The sequence below is a fragment of the Neorhizobium sp. BT27B genome (assembly GCF_050455485.1).
Taxonomy (GTDB): domain Bacteria; phylum Pseudomonadota; class Alphaproteobacteria; order Rhizobiales; family Rhizobiaceae; genus Neorhizobium.
Window position 1 is genome coordinate 285,188 of record NZ_JBCIYT010000007.1, and the last position, 20,473, is coordinate 305,660.

A 20,473-nucleotide genomic window follows, 5' to 3' on the forward strand; every position below is an offset into this window, starting at 1 on the left:
ACATGTATCGGAAAGAAAATGCCGCATTTCAGGGCTTTTCAGTGATGCAGAAGAAAGGAAGAACGATGACGATCCAGTTTTCCAACTATATGCCGGAAGTACTGGCGACGCGACGTTTTCTGCACGAAAATCCGGAACTCGGTCTTTCGGAATTCAAGACCTCCGATTTTATCGCAGCCCAACTCACGGCACTCGGCTACGAGGTGACGCGTGGCCTCGGCCAGACCGGCGTCGTCGGCACGCTCCGCAACGGCGACAGCTCTCGTTCTATCGGCATCCGCGCCGATATCGACGCGCTGCCGATCCATGAGGAAACCGGGCTGGACTATGCCAGCAAGAACGAAGGCCTGATGCATGCCTGCGGCCATGACGGGCATACCGCGATGCTGCTCGGAGCGGCAAAAATCCTTGCTGAGCGCCGCAATTTTGATGGCACGGTGCATTTGATCTTCCAGCCGGCCGAGGAAAACTTTGGCGGCGCCAGACTGATGATCGAGGACGGGCTGTTTGAAAAATGCCCGTGCGATGCCGTGTTCGGCTTGCACAACGACCCCGCCCTGCCCTTCGGCCATATCGTCGTGCGCGACGGGCCGATCATGGCGGCCGTCGATGAATGCAGGATCGTCGTACATGGCCATGGCGGCCACGGCGCCGAACCGCAGGATGCTTCCGACCCGATCGTTGCCGGCGCCAGCATCATCATGGCCCTGCAGACCGTCGTTTCACGCAATGTGCATCCGCTCGATTCGGCCGTCGTCACCGTCGGCGCCTTCAATGGCGGCAAGGCGAGCAATGTCATCCCCGAGCGTGCCGAAATGGTGTTGACCATCCGCTCCTTCGACCCGAAAACCCGCGATCTGCTGGAAGAGCGTATTCGCAAGGTGGCGGAAGGACAGGCGGAAAGCTATGGCCTGCGCGCCGAAGTGATCTACGAGCGCGGCTATCACCCGACCGTCAACCACGAGGCCGAGACCGCCTTCATCCGCGATCTCGCTCGAAAGGTGATCGGCGAGGACAAGGTTCAGGATCTGCCGCGTCCTTCCATGGGGGCGGAAGATTTTGCCTATATGCTCAGCGAGCGGCCGGGTACCTATTTTCTGCTGGGCACCAAACGCACCGAAAACGACCCGCCGCTGCACCACCCGCGCTTCGATTTCAACGACGAGGCGCTACCGATCGGCACCGCATTCTGGGTGGATGTCGCGGAAAACTGGCTGAAGGCCTGAACCCGAAAACAAAAAACCTCCCGCGCCCAACGCGGGAGGTTTTTCATATGAACTGATATGGCTTTACTTTTAAGGGAAAAGCCCGAGCGTAACGCCGCAGACAAAGGCGAATGCGGCCGTGACAAGCACGGCATGCAGGGCAGACTGCCACTTGCCGGAACGTCCGGAAAGATGCCGGGGCGCATGTGTATCGAGATGCCGCATGATATCCTCCAGCCATAGACGCTCTCAATTGAGCTGATACCATCCTATCTTAACTCTACCAGTTCGATAGAGATAAACTTGCGCGACCACCGGCCTGCCTTAGAAAATCCTTTTTCGTATGAGGCAGAATTCGGTATTTTGAAGAGGATTTTGCTAGAACCTCACGGTGTGTAAAAAAACTGTAAAAATTCGGGAGCTGCGGGAATGACGGTGGATATCGATGCGATCGTGATAGGGGCAGGCGTGATTGGCCTTGCCACGGCGCGGGAACTGGCAATCGCAGGTTTGTCCGTGATCGTTCTCGAAAGCACCGACGCGATCGGTACCGGCACATCATCCCGCAACAGCGAGGTTATCCATGCCGGGCTGTATTATCCGCAAGGAAGCCTGAAGGCACGGTTTTGCGTCGAAGGGCGGCGCAGGCTTTACGATTATTGCGAAAGCCATGGCGTGGCGCACCGCCGCTGCGGCAAACTGATCGTTGCCAACAGTGACGATGAAGTGGCGGTGCTTGAAGGTTTGAAAGCCAAGGGCGAGGCCAATGGCTGCGACGACCTGCGGATGATTTCGGGCGAAGAAGCAAGACAGCTGGAGCCGGCACTTTCCTGCATGGCAGCATTGGTGTCGCCCTCAACCGGCATTATCGACAGCCATGGTTACATGCTGGCGCTGCGCGGCGATGCCGAGGAAAACGGTGCCGCGATCGCGCTGATGTCACCGTTCAAGCGAGCAGAGGTGACGGGTAGCGGCTTCACGGTTTTTGTTGGTGGCGCGGAAACGATGTCGCTGACCTGCCGGTTTCTGGTCAATGCCGGTGGCCTGCATGCTTCGCAAGTCGCCTCAAGGATCGACGGGCTTTCGCCGGCCCTCGTGCCCGAAACCCGTTATGCCAAGGGCAATTATTTCATGCTTTCCGGCCGCGCACCATTCAACCGGCTGATCTACCCTGCCCCGCATGCGCATGGGCTGGGTGTGCACCTGACGCTCGACATGGGCGGACAGGCACGGTTCGGACCGGATGTGGAATGGGTGGAAGAGATCGATTACGCAGTCGATCCGCGCCGTTCGGATGGTTTTGCCGAAGCCGTACGCCGTTATTGGCCGGCTATGCCGGACGATGCGCTGACACCCGGCTATTCGGGAATCAGGCCAAAGATCGGCGATCCGAATGCACCCGCGTCGGACTTTCGCATCGACGGGCCGGAGGTTCACGGCATTGCGGGACTGGTCAACCTTTTCGGCATCGAAAGTCCGGGACTGACGTCATCGCTGGCAATTGCCATGGAGCTGCGCTCACGCCTGGGCGACGGCTGACAGTGATGAGGCCGTATTGGAGCGCACCACCGCCTTGATCGGAAGGTGATCCGAGGCGATACGGGCAAGCGCGCTGTCATGCACATGCACGCGCTCGATCAGACCGGCGCGGTTGCTCATGATGCGGTCGAGCGCCAGAACCGGCAGTCGCGACGGAAAACTCGGCACCGCCTTCGGCGTACCGCCAAATACACTTGCCAATCCGTGCAGAGACGAACGGTCACCAAGGCGCCATTCGTTAAGATCACCAAGCAGCACCGTCGGCTGTTCGTGGCGCGAGCCCATGATGTCGAGGATCATCCGTGTCTGCTGGTGGCGGGAGCGATGCAACAGGCCGAGATGAGCGGCGATGATGCGCAGCGTCGCGCCATTGTTGAACTCGATTTCGGTGACGAGGCAGCCGCGCGGCTCGAGCCCCGGCAGTTTAACCTGATGCACATCGCGCACCAGACCTTCGCGAAACAGCACGACATTGCCGTGCCAGCCATGCGCCCGCGTCACACCCGAAACAGGAACAGGCGTCAGGCCCGTTTCACGCTCCAGCCAGTGCAGATCGAGCAGACCACGGCGTTCACCGAACCGGGTATCCGCCTCCTGCAGCGCCACGACATCGGCACCGATCTCGCGGATGACATGGCTGGTGCGCTCGGGATCGAAACGGCCATCGACGCCGACGCATTTGTGGACATTGTAGGAGGCAACAAGCATGCCTTCCGCAGGGTCATGCGGATGAGGACCAGTATCGCGTTTCTTGCGATTGCGGATGGAGGCGATAATGCTCGCCGGAAGATTGTCGCGCTTGCTGCGGATGGGTTTGGTCATCGCTGGCAATCCTTTGACTGATAAAATACCCTAGCCGCCCGAGCGTTCCATTTTCGTTAAATGCCAGCTTCGTTAACGGCAGGTTGGGTCAAAGATAAGGCGAACCGAGCCACAGCACCCTTTCCAGCAGACGCACGACAAAGGGGCGGTTGCGCAGGCCTTCCAGCGTCACGGCCGACGCGGTTTCGATCGTCTGGTCGATGCGTTTTTCCAAAGCTACGGCAAAATCACGATCCAGCACTTCAAGATCCACCTCGAAGTTCAGCCGCAGCGAGCGAGGGTCGAGATTGGACGAACCGACATAGGCCCAACAGCCATCGATGGCCATCAGCTTGGAATGATTGAAGGCGCCGGTGGCCCGCCAGATGCGGCAGTAATTCTTGAGGATCTGGTCGAACTGCGCGGTCATGGCGCGGTCGACGAGGGTGAGATTATTGGTTTCCGGCACGACGATATCGACGGTGACCCCACGTCTTGCGGCGGTGATCAGCGCGGTGATCAGTTCGCGGTCGGGCAGAAAGTAGGGCGAGACGATGCGGATGGATTTGCGCGCCACCGAAAACGCGCCCATCAGCATCTTGTGATTGGTTTCGTTGCTGCGATCCGGCCCTGAACCGACGGCGCGCACCAGAACCGGATCGCCCGGCAGTTTTTCCGGGGCTGTGACCTGCCAGGCATCGCTATCGAGCACTTCACCGGAAGCGAACTGCCAGTCTTCCGAGGCAATGGCAAAAAGATCGGTGACGACCGGCCCGGTGACACGGAAATGGGTATCGAAAGCGCATTTGTCGCCGGAGATTTCAGCGGAAAAGCCTTCGCGGATATTGATCCCGCCGGTGAACGCCACCGTGCCATCGACGATCATGATCTTTCTGTGGGTGCGCAGGTTGGCGTAGGGCAGGCGCAGGCCCATGATGACATTGCCGTTAAAAACTTCGACGGCGACGCCACCATCGCGCAGCATGCCCAGAATGCTCGGCACCGAATAGCGGGCGCCCACCGCATCGATCAGCACCCGGACCTCAACGCCGCGCTGAACGGCCGTGATCAAGGCTTCGGCGAAGCGCGTGCCGATGCGATCCCTGTCGAAAATATAGGTTTCCAGAAGAATGCTGCGCCGTGCCGAGGCGATCGCATTGAGCATCGCACCATAAGCCTTGTCGCCGGTATCGAAGACGTCGATCGTGTTGCCGGTGGTGAAGGCATGGCGGGCGACGCGGTCTCCCAGCGTTTTCATGGCAAGAAAACGATGACCGAAGTGCGTGGTGACCGTTTCGGACGCGACATCATAGGCTTCCAGATGCGCAAAGGCACCGTACTGGACGCGCGATCGCTGGAAACCCAAAACGTTGCGGCGGATGCGGTTGACGCCGGCAATCAGATAAAGGAGCGCGCCGATGAAGGGTGACAGGATGATGACGCCGACCCAGCCGATGGCAGAGCGGACTTCCTCCTTGTTCATCGTCGCATGGATGGCCGCCGGCACGCCCATCACGATCGACAGGACGAGGAAAATATGCGGCCAGTAGGCGTAAAATGTTTCAAGCATGCTGGCAATATAGGCGCGGGCACCAAGCGTGCAATGCGGGCCGCATGACATAGTCATACGGCCCGGTCACAAGACGGTTTTTCCGTTCGTTTGCTTTACTTGGAGGCCATTGCGGCAACCGGCGGCTCGGCGCCTTCCGGGATCGGGCTGGTATAGATGATGCCCTTCTGGCGGCGTTTCAGATCCGCCCAAGCGGCATCGCGCAGCTGTTCGCTCTGCAGCGCGGCAAGGCCGGTGGCGGCCATAACCTTGGCGGTCGTTACCATGCCCTTGTGGGCAAGCGGGCTTTTTCCCTGCGTCACGACCTGCCATGTGTGCAGCTGCGTGCCGATGGCAAGCGTCGGGCCGTAGGCCTGAACCGTCGGCACCACCCAGCTGACATCACCGACATCGGTGGAGCCACCCATCTGTTTGAGGCGGGTATGCGCGGGCAGGACAAAATTGGCGAGCGGGATATCTCGCTCATCCAGTTCTTCCTGGCGCCAGCTGGCGGCGATATCTTCCGGCGTCAGCGTGGCACGGATTTTTTCCGCGAAGGCGATATCGGTGGCATCGAATTCCGGCGTACCGACGCTGTCCCAGATGTCCTGCATCGTGTCCATCAGCGGCGTGTTGACCATCAGGTTCGAAACGCCGGCGAGAATGGTGCTTTCCATGGTGGTTTCGGTCATCAAGGCCGCACCCTGCGCTACCTTCTTGACGCGTTCGATCAGCGACAAGAGGCCCGGCAGATCGGGAGCGCGCACCACGTAACGCACCTTGGCATAAGCCTGAACGACATTGGGCGAGATGCCGCCGGTATCGAGCACGGCGTAATGAATACGGCAATCCTGCTGCATGTGTTCGCGCAGATAATTGACGCCGACATTCATCAGCTCGACGGCATCGAGCGCCGAGCGGCCAAGTTCCGGCACGGCGGAGGCATGGGCGGCACGGCCGTGGAAGACAAAATCGATGCGGCAGTTTGCAAGCGAGGTTTCGCGCTGCACGCCGGCAAAATTGCTCGGGTGCCAGCTGATGGCGATATCGACATCCTCGAAAGCGCCGGAGCGCACCATGAAGGCCTTTGCGGCGCCACCCTCTTCGGCCGGGCAGCCGTAATAGCGCACACGGCCGGGCGTGCCGGTGGCTTCGAGCCAATCCTTCAGCGCCGTGGCGGCAAGCATGGAGGCGGAGCCGAGCAGGTTATGGCCGCAGCCATGGCCGTTGGCACCCGCCACCAGCGGATCATGCGCCACTTCGCCGGCCTTCTGGCTGAGGCCGGCCAAGGCATCGAACTCGCCGAGGAATGCAATGACCGGGCCGCCCTCGCCCGCTTCGCCGATCAGTGCGGTGGGAATACCGGCAACCTTGTCGGTGATGGCAAAACCCTGCGCTTCCAGCATTTCGCGGTGTGCTGCGGCAGACAGCGTTTCCATGTAGCAGGTTTCAGGCGTTTCCCAGACGCGGTTGGCGAGCTCGGTGAAAACCTCCTTCTTCTTTTCGATCGTATCGAAGACCTGAGGAAGGTTGCTGCTGCTCGTCATGTCGTGTCACCTGCACTGGAAATAATAAGGGAGCCGAACCGTAACCTACCGCTCGGCTTCGGCCAACTGCCGAAATTGTTTTGATGCCAACAGTTTTTCCAGACGTGCCCAACCCTCGCCGGATGGCAGACCGAAACGCAGATTTTCTGGGCGCTCGGAAAAGGGGCGAACGAGGATGCCGGCCTCGCCGAGTTGCTGGAACAAAGCGGATGCATAGGGGTGTCGCACCAACCGGAACAACGTCGTGCCGCCGACGATTTTTAGGCCCGCATCGGTGAGAAGATCATCGAGCCGCGCAGCATCGGCTTTCAATACTTCGCGCATGCCATTCTGCCAGTTGCGATCGGCAAGCGCCTGACCGGCAATCTGCAGCGCCGGACCGGAAATCGCCCATGGACCGAGACGCGCTTCGATGCGACGCACATCGTCCGGTGTCGCCAGCGCAAACCCGAGACGCAGGCCGGCAAGCCCGTAGAACTTGCCGAAGGAGCGCAGCACGGCAAGGGCGGGGCCGATATCGCCTGCCACACTGTGACCGGCGGGCACGACATCCATGAAAGCTTCGTCAACGACCAGAAGTCCACCCTTTGAAGCCATATGCGCGGCAAGGCGCAACAGCTCCGTGCGCTCGATCAACCGCCCATCCGGGTTGTTGGGATTGACGACGAGAGCGAGATTGGCCGCGAACAGATCCTCGAAATTTTGGGTCTCGGTGAGATCGAAACCGGCGAGACGGGCCATGCGGGCATGTTCCGCATAGGTGGGTGACAGGATGGCGGCGTTTGCGCCGGGCCGCACGCTGCCGCCAAACGCGGCTTCGACCAGAAGCGGCAGAAGGATCTGCGTTCCGGGTGCCGCCGCCACATTGTCCGCCGAGGGTGCACCGTAAACGACGGCCGCCTCGCCTTTGAGCGATCGAAGGGCCGATGGTTCAGGCAGGCGGCAGAAAGCGGTGGAAGCGATATCCGAATGCGGATAGGCATGCGGATTGATACCGGTGGACAGATCGATCCAGGGTTTTGGCGCACGCGGGAAGCGGGCGTCCGCCCCGGCCAGATTGCCGCCGTGATCGATTTTTATATCTGCCAGGGGTTCAATATTTCGCCGCATGTTTTTTACGCTCGCCTTTTTCTCCCTGCTTATTGAACGGCTCTGCGGTTATCCGCAATGGCTGGTGCGGACGATCGGCCATCCTGTCATCTGGATCGGCAACATGATCGGCGGGCTGGACAAAAGGCTGAACCGGCCGGAGCAGAGTTTTGCGCGGCGCAAGATGATGGGCGTAGTGGCGCTGATCTGCATTCTCGGCAGCGTGATTGTGGTGACCGCGGGCCTAGGCTGGCTGCTGGGCGGCTCGCTTGTCGATTTTGCCGTTCTTGCGGTAATAGCATCCAGCCTGACGGCCCAAAAAAGCCTCGAAGACCACGTTCTGGCGGTCGCCGACGCGCTGGATGCAGACGGATTGGTGGCCGGCAGAAAAGCCGTGTCGATGATCGTCGGCCGCGACCCGGACCAGCTGGACGAACCTGCCGTCTGTCGCGCCGCCATCGAGAGCCTTGCGGAAAACTTTTCCGATGGCATTACCGCACCTGCCTTGTGGCTCGGGATCGGCGGACTGGCGGGCGGTGCCGCCTACAAGGCCACCAATACCGCCGACAGCATGATCGGCCACCGCAGCGAACGTTACGAGGCCTTCGGCTGGGCAGCAGCTCGTTTCGACGACCTGATCAACCTTCCGGCCTCGCGCCTGACGGCGCTTCTTTTCGTTCTCGCCGCGTTTTTCGTGCCCGGCGCGTCCGCGAAGGATGCATGGAAAACCGTATGGCGTGATGCAGGAAAACACCGCTCGCCGAATGCCGGCTGGCCGGAAGCGGCGATGGCCGGCGCTTTGGGGCTGGCACTGGCAGGCCCCCGCGTTTACGGCGGCACTCTGGTACCCGACCATTTCATGGGGGCCGGCGGACGCCGCGAAGCAATGCCGACCGATATTCGTAAAGCGCTGAAACTGGCGCGTTTCGCCGATATCTTGATGATCGCCTTTTTCGGCCTGCTGGCTCTTGCCGGCCTGGCTATTTCGCGAGCCTGAGCAACGCCTCGATATCGAGATGTTTTTCCATATGCTGCGCCAGCCGGTCCAGAACCTCATCCACTCCGGCTTCGTAATCGATGGTCGACGCCTTACCACCAAGACGTTGCAACCATGCCGAACGCTGGCGGTCATCGGCAAACAGGCCGTGGACATAAGTGCCGAAGACCCGGCCATTTTTCGCGGTCGCACCATCGGCAGCACCGGCAATCCGTGCAAAGGGTCGTTCGCAATCAGATCCGGTCGTCTGGCCGATATGCATTTCATAGCCGGCAAATGAAATGCCGTCAGCGCTGATGCCGGTGACAGCCTCAAGGCGTTTTTCGCTGGAAAGCGTGGTGTCCACATCCAGCAGGCCAAGGCCCTCCACCGTAGCGGAAACGCCTTCCATGCCATCGGGATCCCGCACCGTGCGGCCCAGCATCTGGTAACCGCCGCACAGGCCAAGCACATAGCCGCCACGTCGCACATGGGCAGCAAGATCGATATCGAAGCCAGCCGCCTTGAAGGTTTCGAGATCCGATATGGTCGCCTTCGAGCCTGGCAGAAGCACAAGATCGGCATCGGCCGGCAAAACTTCGCCGGGGCGCACCCGGATGACATCGACATCCGCTTCGGCATCGAGCGGATCGAGATCGTCGAAATTGGAAATATGCGGCAGGACCGGCACGGCGATGCGGATTTTGGCGCCCGTCTTGTCGATAGCGGCAGCATCGAGCGCCAGAGCATCTTCGGCCGGCAGGCGGCGGGCTTCACTGAAGAAAGGCAACAGGCCAATCTGTTGCCAGCCGGTATGCGCTTCGATCATCGCCATACCATCGGCAAACAGGGTGGGATCACCGCGAAACCGGTTGACGATAAAGCCTTGGATCATCGCCGCGTCTTCCGCATCCAGCACCAGTTTGGTGCCGGCAATGCTGGCAATGACGCCGCCGCGGTCGATATCGCCGATCAGGATGACCGGCACATCGGCAGCGCGAGCAAAGCCCATATTGGCAATGTCGTTGCGGCGCAGATTGACTTCCGAGGCGCTGCCGGCGCCTTCGACCAGAACGATATCGGCCTGTGATTTCAGAAGTTCAAAGCTTTCCATGACACGCGGCATCAACGCCGCCTTCATGCCCTGATATTCGGATGCTTTCGCATTGCCCTGCACGCGGCCCTGCACCACGACCTGCGCCCCGACCTCGCTCTGCGGTTTCAGCAGAACCGGGTTCATATGCACCGACAGCGGCACCTTTGCCGCCCGCGCCTGCAGGGCCTGCGCGCGGCCGATCTCGCCGCCATCCGCCGTCACCGCCGCGTTGTTGGACATGTTCTGCGGCTTGAACGGCTGCACTTTGAGGCCACGATTGGTCAGCGCACGCGCAAGGCCTGCGACAAGCAGCGACTTGCCGACATCCGAGCCGGTTCCCTGAAACATCAGCGCGCGTGCGGTCATGATTTTTTAAAACTCGATGCCGGACTGGGCTTTTACGCCCGCCTTGAAGTGATGTTTGACCAGCGACATTTCGGTCACCGTATCGGCCGCCTCGATCAAGGCAGGCTTGGCATTACGGCCGGTGATGACGACATGCAGGTCCTCGCGGCGTGCCTTCAGCGAGGCGATGACGACATCGAGGTCGAGATAATCGTAACGCAGCGCGATGTTGAGTTCATCGAGCAGAAGAAGCCCGATGGACGGATCGGCCATCAGTTCCTCAGCCTTGGCCCAGGCGCGTTCGGCGGCCGCGACATCGCGCTTCAGGTCCTGCGTTTCCCAGGTAAATCCCTCGCCCATCGTGTGCCATTCGACGCGATCGCCAAACAGTTCCAGCGCCGGCCGTTCGCCGGTTTCCCATGCGCCCTTGATGAACTGCACGACACCGACGCGTCGGCCATTGCCGAGCATGCGCAGCGCCAGACCAAAGGCCGCCGTCGACTTGCCCTTGCCGGGGCCGGTATTGACTATCAGCAGACCTTTTTCCAAAGTCTTTTCCGCCACTTCGGCATCCTGCACCGCCTTGCGATTGGCCATCTTGCGCTGGTGGCGCTCGGCTTCCTGCTGGTCGATCTCTTTCATTTCGGCTCCTCGGCGACGGCTCGTTTCGGGAAGCGCGGACTATAGGGGATTCGTTTCGCGCGGCAATCCATGCCGTCTACAAGGGCGTTTGCATTGACACTGCGTGTACCGACGCCTAGGGAAAGGGTGACGGTCTTTTCCCGGCAACGGGGAAAGCTAAGAGGGAACGTGGTACGGCCGGTCTTCAGGCTTCAAACCACGGCTGCCCCCGCAACTGTAGGCGGTTAGCCCCGCACCACGCCACTGAAAGCGATTTCGGGAAGGCGGCGATAGGGCGACGATCCGCAAGCCAGGAGACCTGCCGTCAGAGACAGAAATTCCAGCCGGGCGGGGTGCTCCGGCAAGGATGTTTTTTTCAGGCGCGACCGGCATCCAGTCATCGCGCCCGCACCCCGCATGTTTTGAATTAGACGGGGTAGATGCTTGGATTTCTTCCAGCCCGACGACGACCAGAAAACTGACCCCGCTGCAAAAACGCCGGCGGTAACGATTTTTGTGTGCGCCAGCTGCCGCGCCAGCGAAGGCTCGACCGAGGAACCTAGTCAGGGCACGCATCTGCTCAACGCAACCGTGGAAGCAGCGGCTGAACAGGTGCCGAACGTCACTATCAAAAGCGTCAGCTGCCTTTCCAACTGCAAGCGCGGCCCAAGCGCCGTGATCGCACGGCAGGACGGCTGGACCTATGTATTCGGCCATCTCGACCTCGAAAACGCCGCCGACCTGATCACCGGCGCCGAACTGATCGCCACCTCGGCCGACGGCCTGATGCCCTGGAAGGGCCGGCCGGACTGTCTCAAGCGCAACATGATCGCCCGTATTCCGCCCTTCGATTTCAACGCATAGACCGACATTCAGGAAAAGCTCATGACCGCCAATCTCGCCCGTATTCCCTGCACCGTCGTCACCGGCTTTCTCGGCGCCGGCAAGACCACGCTTCTGCGCCACACGCTGCAGAACCTCGAAGGCAAGCGCCTTGCCGTTATTGTCAACGAGTTCGGCGATGTCGGCATCGACGGCGAAATCCTGAAAAGCTGCGGCATCGAAAACTGCCCGGACGACAATATCGTCGAGCTGGCCAATGGCTGCATCTGCTGCACCGTGGCCGACGACTTTGTGCCGGCAATCGACAGGATTCTTGCGCTTGAGCCGAAGGTCGACCATATCCTGATCGAGACGTCCGGCCTCGCCCTCCCCAAGCCGCTGATCCAGGCATTTCAGTGGCCGAGCGTGAAAAGCCGCGTCACCGTCGATGGCGTTGTCGCTGTGGTCGATGGTCTGGCACTGGCCGAAGGCCGCGTCGCCGACGACATGGAAGCGCTGGCCGCCCAGCGCGCCGAGGACGATAGTCTGGACCATGACAACCCGGTCGAGGAAGTGTTTGAAGACCAGATCGCCTGCGCCGATCTCGTGATCCTGACCAAGGCCGATCTTCTCGATGAAAAGGGTCTGGCGATCGCCACCGCGCATGTGACCGAACATCTGCCGCGCGCCGTGCGCATCGTGCCGGCCTCCAATGGCGTGGTCGATCCGGCCGTATTCATCGGTCTGGGCCTGGCCGTCGAAGACGATATCGAGAACCGCAAGACCCATCACGACGACGAGCTGGACCACGAACACGACGATTTCGACAGCTTTGTTCTGGATATGCCGGCGATCACCGATCCGGCTGAACTCAGCCAGCGCATCGCCGATGTGACGGCGGCGGAAAAGGTGCTGCGCATCAAGGGTTATGTGGAAGTGGCCGGCAAGCCGATGCGTCTTCTCGTGCAGGCCGTCGGCCCGCGCGTCAACCACTACTTTGACCGCCCCTGGGCAGCCAATGAAGAGCGCCGTTCGCGTCTCGTCGTCATCGGCGAAAAGGGCATCGATGCGGCCAAGATCGAAAAGATCCTGGCGGCCTGATGCATATCCTCGCCACCACGTCCTCGTCTCTTGACGACCTGATCGAACCGGTCGACCTCGACCAGACGCCGGGCGACGTGGTGGTGCTGTCCTTTACCGACAGCGATCTGAACGGCATTGCCTCCGCATGGGCCAAGGGCGGCGAAAGCATGCCGTCGCTCAGGCTCGCCAATATTTCCGAACTGCGCCACCCGATGTCGGTCGATCTGTGGATCGACAAGGTGGCGCGTCACGCCAAGCTCATTCTCGTGCGTATCCTCGGCGGCCATGACCGCTGGCCTTATGGCGCCGACGAACTGGCCCGCATGACGCGCGCGCGCGGCGTGACGCTCATCATGCTGCCCGGAGAATGCAGCGAGCGCGACGCGCGGCTGGCCGCGGGCTCGACAGTTTCGGCCGCCGAACTCGACCGGCTGCTCTCCTATTTTCGCGAGGGCGGTCCGGAAAACATGGTGTTTCTGGCCACGCGAATGGTCGGGCTTGTTCAGGGCAAGGCGGCGGAGGCGGCCGATGCGGTAAGCGTGCCAAAAGCCGGGTTCTATCATCCCGGCCGTGGCGTTTGCGAAACTGCGGATACGCTTCTGGCCGCGATGCCGGGTGCGGCCATCGTGCCGATCCTGTTTTATCGATCCATGCTGCTGGCCAGTGACGTCGCGCCGATCGATGCCTTGTTCGATGCCTTGGGGAATAAGAACATTCGGGCGGTGCCGGTTTTTGTCGCCGGCTTGAAAGACAGGGCATCGCTCACTTTCGTCGAAACGGCGATGGCAGCGATAAAACCCTCGGCGATCATCACTGCCACCGCCTTTGCCAGTGGCGCGGATGACGAGGGCAAAACACTGTTCGACCGCATCGGCGTGCCGGTTCTGCAGGTGATCGTTGCCACCACCCGTCGCGACGCCTGGCTTGAAAACCGGCGCGGGCTGGGACCGGCGGATCTCGCCATGCATGTGGTTCTGCCGGAACTGGATGGACGCATTCTCGCCGGTGCGGTGTCGTTCAAGGATGCGCGCAACGCGGACGAACTGGGATTTGCCGGGCTGATCAACCGGCCAGAGCCGGACCGGGTGGCGCAGGTGGCGGGACGGATAGCCGGCCTTTTGCGGCTACAGAAGGCGGAGCGAAAAAATCGCCGCATCGTCATCCTTCTGCCGGATTATCCCGGCGCGCCGGGACGCACCGGTTATGCCGTCGGACTGGACGTGCCGCAAAGCGTGCTGGAAATGCTGAGCCAGCTGCGGCATGCCGGTTATGACGTCGAAAATATTCCGGCGGATGCCAAAAGCCTGCTGCAGCAGCTTGATGGCACCGGTGAAGCCTGTTCGCGGGAAGAGTATCAGGACTTTTTCGACACGCTTCCAAGGGAAGCCCGCGATGCCGTGACGGCGACATGGGGTGCGCCGGATGACGACGAAGCACTGCGGGAAAATGTTTTCGCCTTCCGCGCCGCCCGTTTCGGTAATGTCACCGTCGCACTCGCACCCGATCGCGGCCGCGAGGTGGATCGCCGCACCGATTACCACGATCCCGAACGCCCGCCGCGCCACGGACTGATCGCTTTCGGCGCATGGATGCGCCAGACGCTCGACGCGCATGCGGTGGTGCATGTCGGCGCGCATGGCACGCTGGAATGGCTGCCGGGCAAGACCGTGGCCTTGTCCCAAACCTGTTTTCCGGAAATCGTGCTCGGCTCGCTGCCGGTGATCTATCCGTTCATCGTGTCCAATCCCGGCGAAGCGGCTGTTGCCAAGAGGCGCATTGCCGCCGTCACCATCGGCCACCTGCCGCCGCCCTTGACGGAAGCGGGGCTTTCCGACGCACAGAAAAAGCTGGAACTGCTGGTCGATGAATATGCGCAGGCTGATGGGCTGGATCGCCGCCGCCGCGACAGGCTGGCCAAACTGATCGTCGAGATGGCGCATGAGACCGGTCTGGCGACCGATGCCGGCGTTGCGGCAGGCGAAGACGCCGATACGGCGCTGACGCGGATCGACGCATTTTTGTGCGACCTGAAGGATTTTGCCATCAAGGATGGCCAGCACGTGTTTGGTCGCGACACCGACATCACCACCGACACGCCGGACCCGATGCGCCGGCAAAGCGCGGAAAGTGAGCGAAAAGCGTTTCTGGATGCACTCGATGGCCGCCATATCACCGCCGGTCCTTCCGGCGCACCGGCACGCGGCCGCCGCGATGTGCTGCCGACCGGCCGCAACCTCTACGCTTCCGACCCGCGCACCATGCCGACACCGACAGCCTTCGAACTCGGCAAACGTGCCGCCGACGAGGTGTTGCGGCGTTACCTGCAGGATCATGGCGACTGGCCAAAGAGCCTTGTGATCGATCTCTGGGGCAGTGCCACCTTGCGCAGCGGCGGCGAGGAAGTGGCGCAGGGGCTGGCGCTGATGGGGGCGAAACCCGTTCAGGACCCCGCGACCGGACGCATCACCGGCATCGAGATTTTAGCCCCGGCAAGCCTTGGGCGACCCCGCGTCGATGTGAGCTTTCGCATTTCCGGCCTTTTTCGCGACATGTTTGCGCCTCTCATCGCGCTGCTCGATGCCGCCACCCGCGCCATCGCAGTCCGGGAAGAAGCGCCGGGCGACAATCCGCTGAACGAGGCGGCACATGCCGAAGGCGTCGCCCCGCAGCGCATTTTCGGGTCCGCCCCCGGCACCTATGGCGCCGGCATCGAGGAACGGCTGGCCGATGGCGAATGGCGCGAGCGCGCAGAACTGGGCAAACTCTATCTCGACGCGACCAGCCACGCCTTTGGTGGCGCCGAGGGCGAAGGCGTGGAAGCCCGCGGCCAGTTTACCGAGCGTGTCCGCGCCGCTGACCTGCTGGTGCATACCGGCGACGACCCCGGTCGCGACCTGCTGGACGGTTCCTCCGACGTCGCCTTTATCGGCGGGTTTTCCGCAGCCGTGGCAGCCCTTGGCGGCAAGGCGGATGTGATTGCGCTCGACACCACCGATCCCGACCGGCCGCGCGCCCGTTCCATCGTCGAGGCGATCACCCGCGTGGTGCGTGCCCGCGCCACCAATCCGCGCTTCATCGCCGGCCAGATGCGACATGGCCCGCGCGGTGCGTCCGAATTTGCCGAAACCGTGGACCGGCTGGTGGGTTTTGCCGAAACGACGCAAGCCATTCCCGGCTCGCTGATCGAAGCCGTCTATCAGGCCTATGTGGCGGATGACGATGTGCGAAACTTCATTCTCGACCAGAACCGGCAGGCGGCAAAGGCCATCGCAGAACGTCTTCTGTCGGCCCGTCGCCGTGGCCTCTGGCATCCACGCCGCAATTCCATCGATGGCGAACTGGAACTGTTGCTGTCGGAAGCCGACCGTGACGACGCAAGGGTGCTGGTATGACGGCGCCTCTCCCCATCCCGAACACCGCAATCCCGCCGATGGTGCGCGGCGCCTGCCCGGCGCTGGCGACGCCGATGATGACCGGCGACGGGCTTCTGGCCCGTATCGGCCTCGATGGCCCCATTCGCCCGGCCGACCTCATCCGCATCGGCGAACTGGCGATACGGCACGGTAACGGCCTGATCGACATTTCCGCCCGCGGCAATATTCAGCTTCGCGGTTTGAGTGCTCCAAGTGCGCGGGCGCTGGAAACGGACGTGCGCCTGATGAACCTGCCATTGCGGGATGGTGTGGCAGTCGAGACCGGTGCGCTGGCCGGCCATGATCCGCAGGAGATCACCAGCCCGGAACCGCTGGCTTCCGCCATTCGCGCATTCATCAGCGAATACGGCCTGTCGCGACGTCTGGCAGCAAAATTTGTGGTGGTGGTGGATGGCGGCGGGCAATTGCCGCTGCATGCGCTTCTCGCCGATATCCGGCTGCTGGCGGTGCGGCGCGGAACCGAGATTTTCTGGCGTATTCTTTTGGGTGGCACGGCCGGCACTGGCAGATCCGTCGGCGTGGTGGCCGATGCGGATGCGACGACCTGTGTGACGCTGATTCTGGCAAGGATTGCCGCGATGGACGTGCCAGTGCGTGGGCGGGCGCTGGATTCTGCCGAGGTGCGGGAGTGGCTTGGCGATGTCGTGATCGCGGATGATGACGTTGTTATGGAGCAGACGGCAGTGGCGCTTGGGCTTTTCCAGCTCATGAATGCTGCCGTTTCCTGTGAAGCCAGGCATCAGCCGCAAGTCACTTCTCCCCCGCGGGGAGAAGTGCCGGAGCGCCAGCGAGGCGATGAGGGGGCGACCCGGCAGCACCTGCATGTGGCGATATCCCCCTCATCCGGTCCTTCGGACCACCTTCTCCCCGATGGGGAGAAGACATTAGCATCTGGCCGAATCACCGACATCCCGCTCCCCGATCAGTTCGCCGCCCGCATCGGCATTCCCTTCGGCCAATGCCCTGCCGAAACACTGATAAACCTCGGCCGACAGGCGGAAACGGCGGGCATCGCAAAAATCCGCCCAGCCATCGACCACTCCCTCGTCTTCTTCGGCACGCAAGATGCCTGCCGCAGCATGATCGAATTCTCGAAAGACCTGATCCTATCGCAGAACGACCCGCGGGCAAAAATTGCTGCCTGTCCCGGTTCACCGGCCTGCGCCTCGGCGTCCATCAAAACCCATGCGCTTGGCACGCTTGCCGCACGGGATGTGGCCAACCTTCTGGACGGCTCCTTCACCCTGCATCTTTCCGGCTGCACCAAGGGCTGCGCGCACCCGGCAAAAGCGCTGGTCAGCCTTGTCGGAATGAATGACAGCACGGCATTGATCTTCGAGGGCAAAACAAGCGATATGCCGCTCAAACTCATCCGCCACGGCGAGGAAGGCAAGACGCTCGGCGCTCTGGCCCATCTTGTCCGCCTCGAAAGAGGTGCCGGCGAAACCACACGCGACTGTCTTTGCCGGCTGGGCCCTGCCCGGCTGGAAAAGGTGCTTTCGCAAGGACTGTCATGACCCAATACGACTACATTCGCGAAGGCGACGCCATTTACGAAAAATCATTCGCCATCATTCGCGAAGAAAGCGACCTGTCGCGATTTTCCGAGGACGAGGCCGGGATCGCCATCCGCATGATCCATGCCTGCGGACAGGTGGAAGCCGCCCAACATTTTCATTTCTCCCCCGACTTCGTTTCTTCTGCGCGTGACGCGCTGAAGGCCGGAAAGCCGGTTTTCTGCGATGCGCAGATGGTGGCGCATGGCGTGACCCGCGCCCGTCTGCCGGCCGATAACAAGGTCATCTGCACCCTGCAGGACCCGCGCACGCCGGAGCTTGCGAAGGCGATCGGCAATACTCGCTCGGCCGCCGCACTCGATCTCTGGGTCGATCAGCTGGAAGGCGCGCTTGTCGCAATCGGCAACGCACCGACGGCGCTGTTTCATCTTCTGGAAATGCTGGATGCCGGCGCACCACGCCCGGCCGCCATCATCGGCATGCCGGTCGGTTTTGTCGGGGCGGCGGAATCCAAGGAAGCACTGGCGATCAGCCACCACAAAATCCCCTATGCGATCGTTTCCGGCCGTATGGGCGGCTCGGCGATGACGGCAGCGGCCATCAACGCACTGGCGAGGGCCGGGCTTTGAGCAATATTGAAAAAGGCCGCGTTTTCGGCGTCGGCACCGGCCCCGGCGACCCCGAACTTCTGACACTGAAGGCGGTGCGCACCATCGCAGAGGCCGATGTGATCGCCTTCTTCACCAAGAAGGGTGGCCATGGCAATGGCCGTGCCATCGTGGAAGCGCATGTGCGCCCCGGCACGATCGAACTGCCGCTGGTCTATCCGGTCACGGTCGAGATGGACAAGGACGGCGACGATTATCGCGGCGCCATTGCCGAGTTCTTCGACCGGTCTGCGGAAGAGATTGCCGTGCATCTGGATGCCGGCCGCAGTGTTGCCGTGCTGAGCGAAGGCGACCCGCTGTTTTACGGCTCCTACATGCATCTGCATCTGCGGCTGGCTGGCCGCTACGATGCCGAGGTTGTGCCGGGCGTGACCGCGATGTCCGGCTGCTGGTCGATGGCCGGCCTGCCGCTGGTGCAGGGCGATGACATTCTGAGCGTGCTGCCGGGCACACTGGCGGAAGATATTTTGACGGAACGACTGTCCGGCACGGATGGCGCGGTGATCATGAAGGTTGGCCGCAACCTGCCAAAGATCCGCAGAGCGCTTGCCACCGCCGGCAAGCTGGATGGTGCGATCTATGTGGAGCGCGGCACGATGGCGACGGCGGCGATGACACCGCTCACTGAGCGTGACGAAAGCCCGGCGCCCTATTTCTCCATCGTGCTTGTTCCCGGCTGGAAGGCGCGGCCATGAGAGGATCGATTACCGTTATCGGGCTCGGGCCCGGCAATGCGCATCAGGTAACACCGGAAGCGCTGGCAGCGATCGAAGCCGGCGAGGATTTTTTCGGTTACGGCCCTTATGTCGATCGGTTGTCCTTGCGCGACGACCAGCGCCGCCATGCTTCCGACAACCGTGAGGAAATTTCGCGCGCGCAGGCCGCTTTGATGCTCGCGGCGAAGGGCGGAAGAGTCTGTGTCGTTTCCGGTGGCGACGCCGGCGTATTTGCCATGGCAGCGGCCATGTGCGAGGCGATCGAGGCCGGACCGGCGGAATGGCTTGAGATCGAATTTTCCGTCGTGCCGGGCATTACCGCCATGCTGGCCGTGGCCGCCCGTGTTGGTGCGCCGCTTGGCCATGACTTCTGCGCGATTTCGCTGTCGGATAATCTCAAACCCTGGGAGCTGATCGAAAAGCGGTTGATCGCGGCAGCAGAAGCCGGTTTCGTGATGGCCTTCTACAACCCCGTCAGCAAGGCGCGGCCGCACCAGCTTTCCCGCGCTTTCGACGTGCTGCGCGCACATCTTCCCGGTACTGTACCGGTCGTCTTCGGCCGCGCCGCCGGACGGCCGGACGAAAGGATGCGGATCGAGCCGCTGTCGAATGCCCATTCAGACATGGCCGACATGGCGACCTGCATCATCGTCGGTTCGACCGAAACGCGGCTGATCGAACGGCCCGGGCAGGCCCCGCTGGTCTATTCGCCACGCTCTGCCGGAAAGATCTGATCGAGATGGGAAAGCACGGCATCCACGCTTTCGAACGATGTGACCTGCGGCAGAACCGGCCGGCGGATCATGATCACTTCGATGCCGAGCTTTCTAGCCGCCACGATCTTTCCGTAGCTGGCGCTGCCGCCGGAATTTTTCGAGACGATGGCATCGATGCCGTGATCGGACAGAAGGGCCAGCTCGTCGGATTCGCGAAACGGGCCACGCGCGGTCATATACTGCGCGGAAGGTACGGTGAGCGGCGGTTCGACCGGATCGACGCTGCGGATGACATAGGAATGCTGCGGCGCCTGTTCGAAGGGCAAAAGCTCCTGCCGGCCGAGCGCCAGAAAGGCACGGCGCGGCGTTTTGCCGAGCGCTGTGACAGCAGCCGCGACGCTTTCGACGGGCGTCCAGCGGTCGCCCTGCTGTTCGGACCAGCCTTGCCGGCGAAGCGCGACCAGTGGAACGCCGGAAAGACGGCTCGCCTCGGCGGCGTTGGCGGAAATCTTTGCGGCATAAGGATGAGTGGCGTCGATCAGCAGATCGATGCCATGATCGTTCAGGTAGGCAGCCAGCCCTGCTGGCCCGCCAAAACCGCCGGTGCGCACCGGCACCGGCATGGCGATCGGCGTGCGTGTGCGGCCGGCCAGCGACAGCGTGGTGGCAAAACGGCTGTTCTGCGCCAGAACCTCGGCCAGAAGCCGGGCTTCGGTGGTGCCGCCCAGAATGAGGATGGAGTTTTTCAA

The 20,473-nt window shown here is 61.9% G+C and carries 18 protein-coding genes and 1 riboswitch; of the genes, 10 read left to right on the forward strand and 8 right to left on the reverse strand.

Going from position 1 to position 20,473, the window contains the following annotated elements; genetic code table 11:
• Positions 1-89: 89 nt before the first annotated feature.
• Positions 90-1,226: a M20 aminoacylase family protein gene (locus AAIH70_RS20330; RefSeq protein WP_132277616.1), complete on the forward strand. Its 1,137-nt coding sequence runs from the start codon at positions 90-92 to the stop codon at positions 1,224-1,226.
• 69 nt (positions 1,227-1,295) lie between these two features.
• Here AAIH70_RS20330 and AAIH70_RS20335 read toward each other — a convergent pair whose 3' ends face one another.
• Entirely contained in the window at positions 1,296-1,430 is a 135-nt protein-coding gene (locus tag AAIH70_RS20335) for a hypothetical protein (RefSeq protein ID WP_281033626.1), read from the reverse strand.
• 204 nt (positions 1,431-1,634) lie between these two features.
• On the opposite strand from AAIH70_RS20335, the gene AAIH70_RS20340 reads away from it, so the two are divergent.
• Positions 1,635-2,744 carry an NAD(P)/FAD-dependent oxidoreductase gene (locus AAIH70_RS20340; protein ID WP_132277493.1) on the forward strand — a complete coding sequence of 370 codons (1,110 nt, stop codon included), beginning with the start codon at positions 1,635-1,637 and terminating at the stop codon, positions 2,742-2,744.
• On the opposite strand, the gene AAIH70_RS20345 is transcribed toward AAIH70_RS20340, so the two are convergent.
• The 4 genes from AAIH70_RS20345 to cobD all read right to left on the reverse strand — a co-directional run bounded on the left by AAIH70_RS20345 (position 2,724) and on the right by cobD (position 7,751).
• Complete coding sequence (locus tag AAIH70_RS20345; RefSeq protein WP_132277495.1) at positions 2,724-3,566, reverse strand: endonuclease/exonuclease/phosphatase family protein; 843 nt, start codon at positions 3,564-3,566, stop codon at positions 2,724-2,726. The genes AAIH70_RS20340 and AAIH70_RS20345 overlap by 21 nt on opposite strands.
• An 88-nt stretch (positions 3,567-3,654) precedes the next feature.
• Positions 3,655-5,115, reverse strand: coding sequence for a phospholipase D-like domain-containing protein (locus AAIH70_RS20350; RefSeq protein WP_132277618.1), 1,461 nt, complete (start codon positions 5,113-5,115; stop codon positions 3,655-3,657).
• 95 nt (positions 5,116-5,210) lie between these two features.
• Complete coding sequence (locus AAIH70_RS20355; RefSeq protein ID WP_132277497.1) at positions 5,211-6,641, reverse strand: M20 family metallopeptidase; 1,431 nt, start codon at positions 6,639-6,641, stop codon at positions 5,211-5,213.
• A 45-nt stretch (positions 6,642-6,686) separates the two neighbouring features.
• Positions 6,687-7,751 carry a threonine-phosphate decarboxylase CobD gene (cobD, locus tag AAIH70_RS20360; RefSeq protein ID WP_132277499.1) on the reverse strand — a complete coding sequence of 355 codons (1,065 nt, stop codon included), beginning with the start codon at positions 7,749-7,751 and terminating at the stop codon, positions 6,687-6,689.
• On the opposite strand from cobD, the gene cbiB reads away from it, so the two are divergent.
• Entirely contained in the window at positions 7,750-8,727 is a 978-nt protein-coding gene (cbiB, locus tag AAIH70_RS20365; RefSeq protein ID WP_132277501.1) for an adenosylcobinamide-phosphate synthase CbiB, read from the forward strand. The two genes, cobD and cbiB, sit on opposite strands and share 2 nt — an antisense overlap.
• On the opposite strand, the gene AAIH70_RS20370 is transcribed toward cbiB, so the two are convergent.
• Entirely contained in the window at positions 8,711-10,168 is a 1,458-nt protein-coding gene (locus AAIH70_RS20370) for a cobyric acid synthase (protein ID WP_132277503.1), read from the reverse strand. The two genes, cbiB and AAIH70_RS20370, sit on opposite strands and share 17 nt — an antisense overlap.
• A gap of 6 nt (positions 10,169-10,174) precedes the next feature.
• Positions 10,175-10,789: a cob(I)yrinic acid a,c-diamide adenosyltransferase gene (cobO, locus tag AAIH70_RS20375; protein WP_132277505.1), complete on the reverse strand. Its 615-nt coding sequence runs from the start codon at positions 10,787-10,789 to the stop codon at positions 10,175-10,177.
• Positions 10,790-10,902: 113 nt separating this feature from the next.
• A riboswitch (cobalamin riboswitch) is annotated at positions 10,903-11,109 on the forward strand.
• 103 nt (positions 11,110-11,212) lie between these two features.
• Here cobO and AAIH70_RS20380 point away from each other — a divergent pair.
• The 7 genes from AAIH70_RS20380 to AAIH70_RS20410 are packed head-to-tail and all read left to right on the forward strand — an operon-like array spanning position 11,213 to position 19,742.
• Positions 11,213-11,632: a DUF1636 family protein gene (locus AAIH70_RS20380; protein WP_245519259.1), complete on the forward strand. Its 420-nt coding sequence runs from the start codon at positions 11,213-11,215 to the stop codon at positions 11,630-11,632.
• Between the two features lie 21 nt (positions 11,633-11,653).
• Positions 11,654-12,691, forward strand: coding sequence for a cobalamin biosynthesis protein CobW (gene cobW, locus AAIH70_RS20385; RefSeq protein WP_132277514.1), 1,038 nt, complete (start codon positions 11,654-11,656; stop codon positions 12,689-12,691).
• Complete coding sequence (gene cobN, locus AAIH70_RS20390; protein ID WP_132277516.1) at positions 12,691-16,065, forward strand: cobaltochelatase subunit CobN; 3,375 nt, start codon at positions 12,691-12,693, stop codon at positions 16,063-16,065. The genes cobW and cobN overlap by 1 nt, the downstream gene beginning before the upstream one ends.
• On the forward strand, positions 16,062-17,624 hold the full coding sequence (cobG, locus tag AAIH70_RS20395; protein ID WP_132277518.1) for a precorrin-3B synthase: 1,563 nt from the start codon (positions 16,062-16,064) through the stop codon (positions 17,622-17,624). The genes cobN and cobG overlap by 4 nt, the downstream gene beginning before the upstream one ends.
• Positions 17,621-18,253, forward strand: coding sequence for a precorrin-8X methylmutase (locus AAIH70_RS20400; protein WP_132277520.1), 633 nt, complete (start codon positions 17,621-17,623; stop codon positions 18,251-18,253). Before cobG ends, AAIH70_RS20400 begins: the two co-directional genes overlap by 4 nt.
• On the forward strand, positions 18,250-18,987 hold the full coding sequence (locus tag AAIH70_RS20405; RefSeq protein ID WP_132277522.1) for a precorrin-2 C(20)-methyltransferase: 738 nt from the start codon (positions 18,250-18,252) through the stop codon (positions 18,985-18,987). The genes AAIH70_RS20400 and AAIH70_RS20405 overlap by 4 nt, the downstream gene beginning before the upstream one ends.
• Positions 18,984-19,742, forward strand: a complete 759-nt coding sequence (locus AAIH70_RS20410) for a precorrin-3B C(17)-methyltransferase (protein WP_132277524.1) — start codon at positions 18,984-18,986, stop codon at positions 19,740-19,742. Before AAIH70_RS20405 ends, AAIH70_RS20410 begins: the two co-directional genes overlap by 4 nt.
• On the opposite strand, the gene AAIH70_RS20415 is transcribed toward AAIH70_RS20410, so the two are convergent.
• Complete coding sequence (locus AAIH70_RS20415) at positions 19,712-20,473, reverse strand: cobalt-precorrin-6A reductase (protein ID WP_132277526.1); 762 nt, start codon at positions 20,471-20,473, stop codon at positions 19,712-19,714. The two genes, AAIH70_RS20410 and AAIH70_RS20415, sit on opposite strands and share 31 nt — an antisense overlap.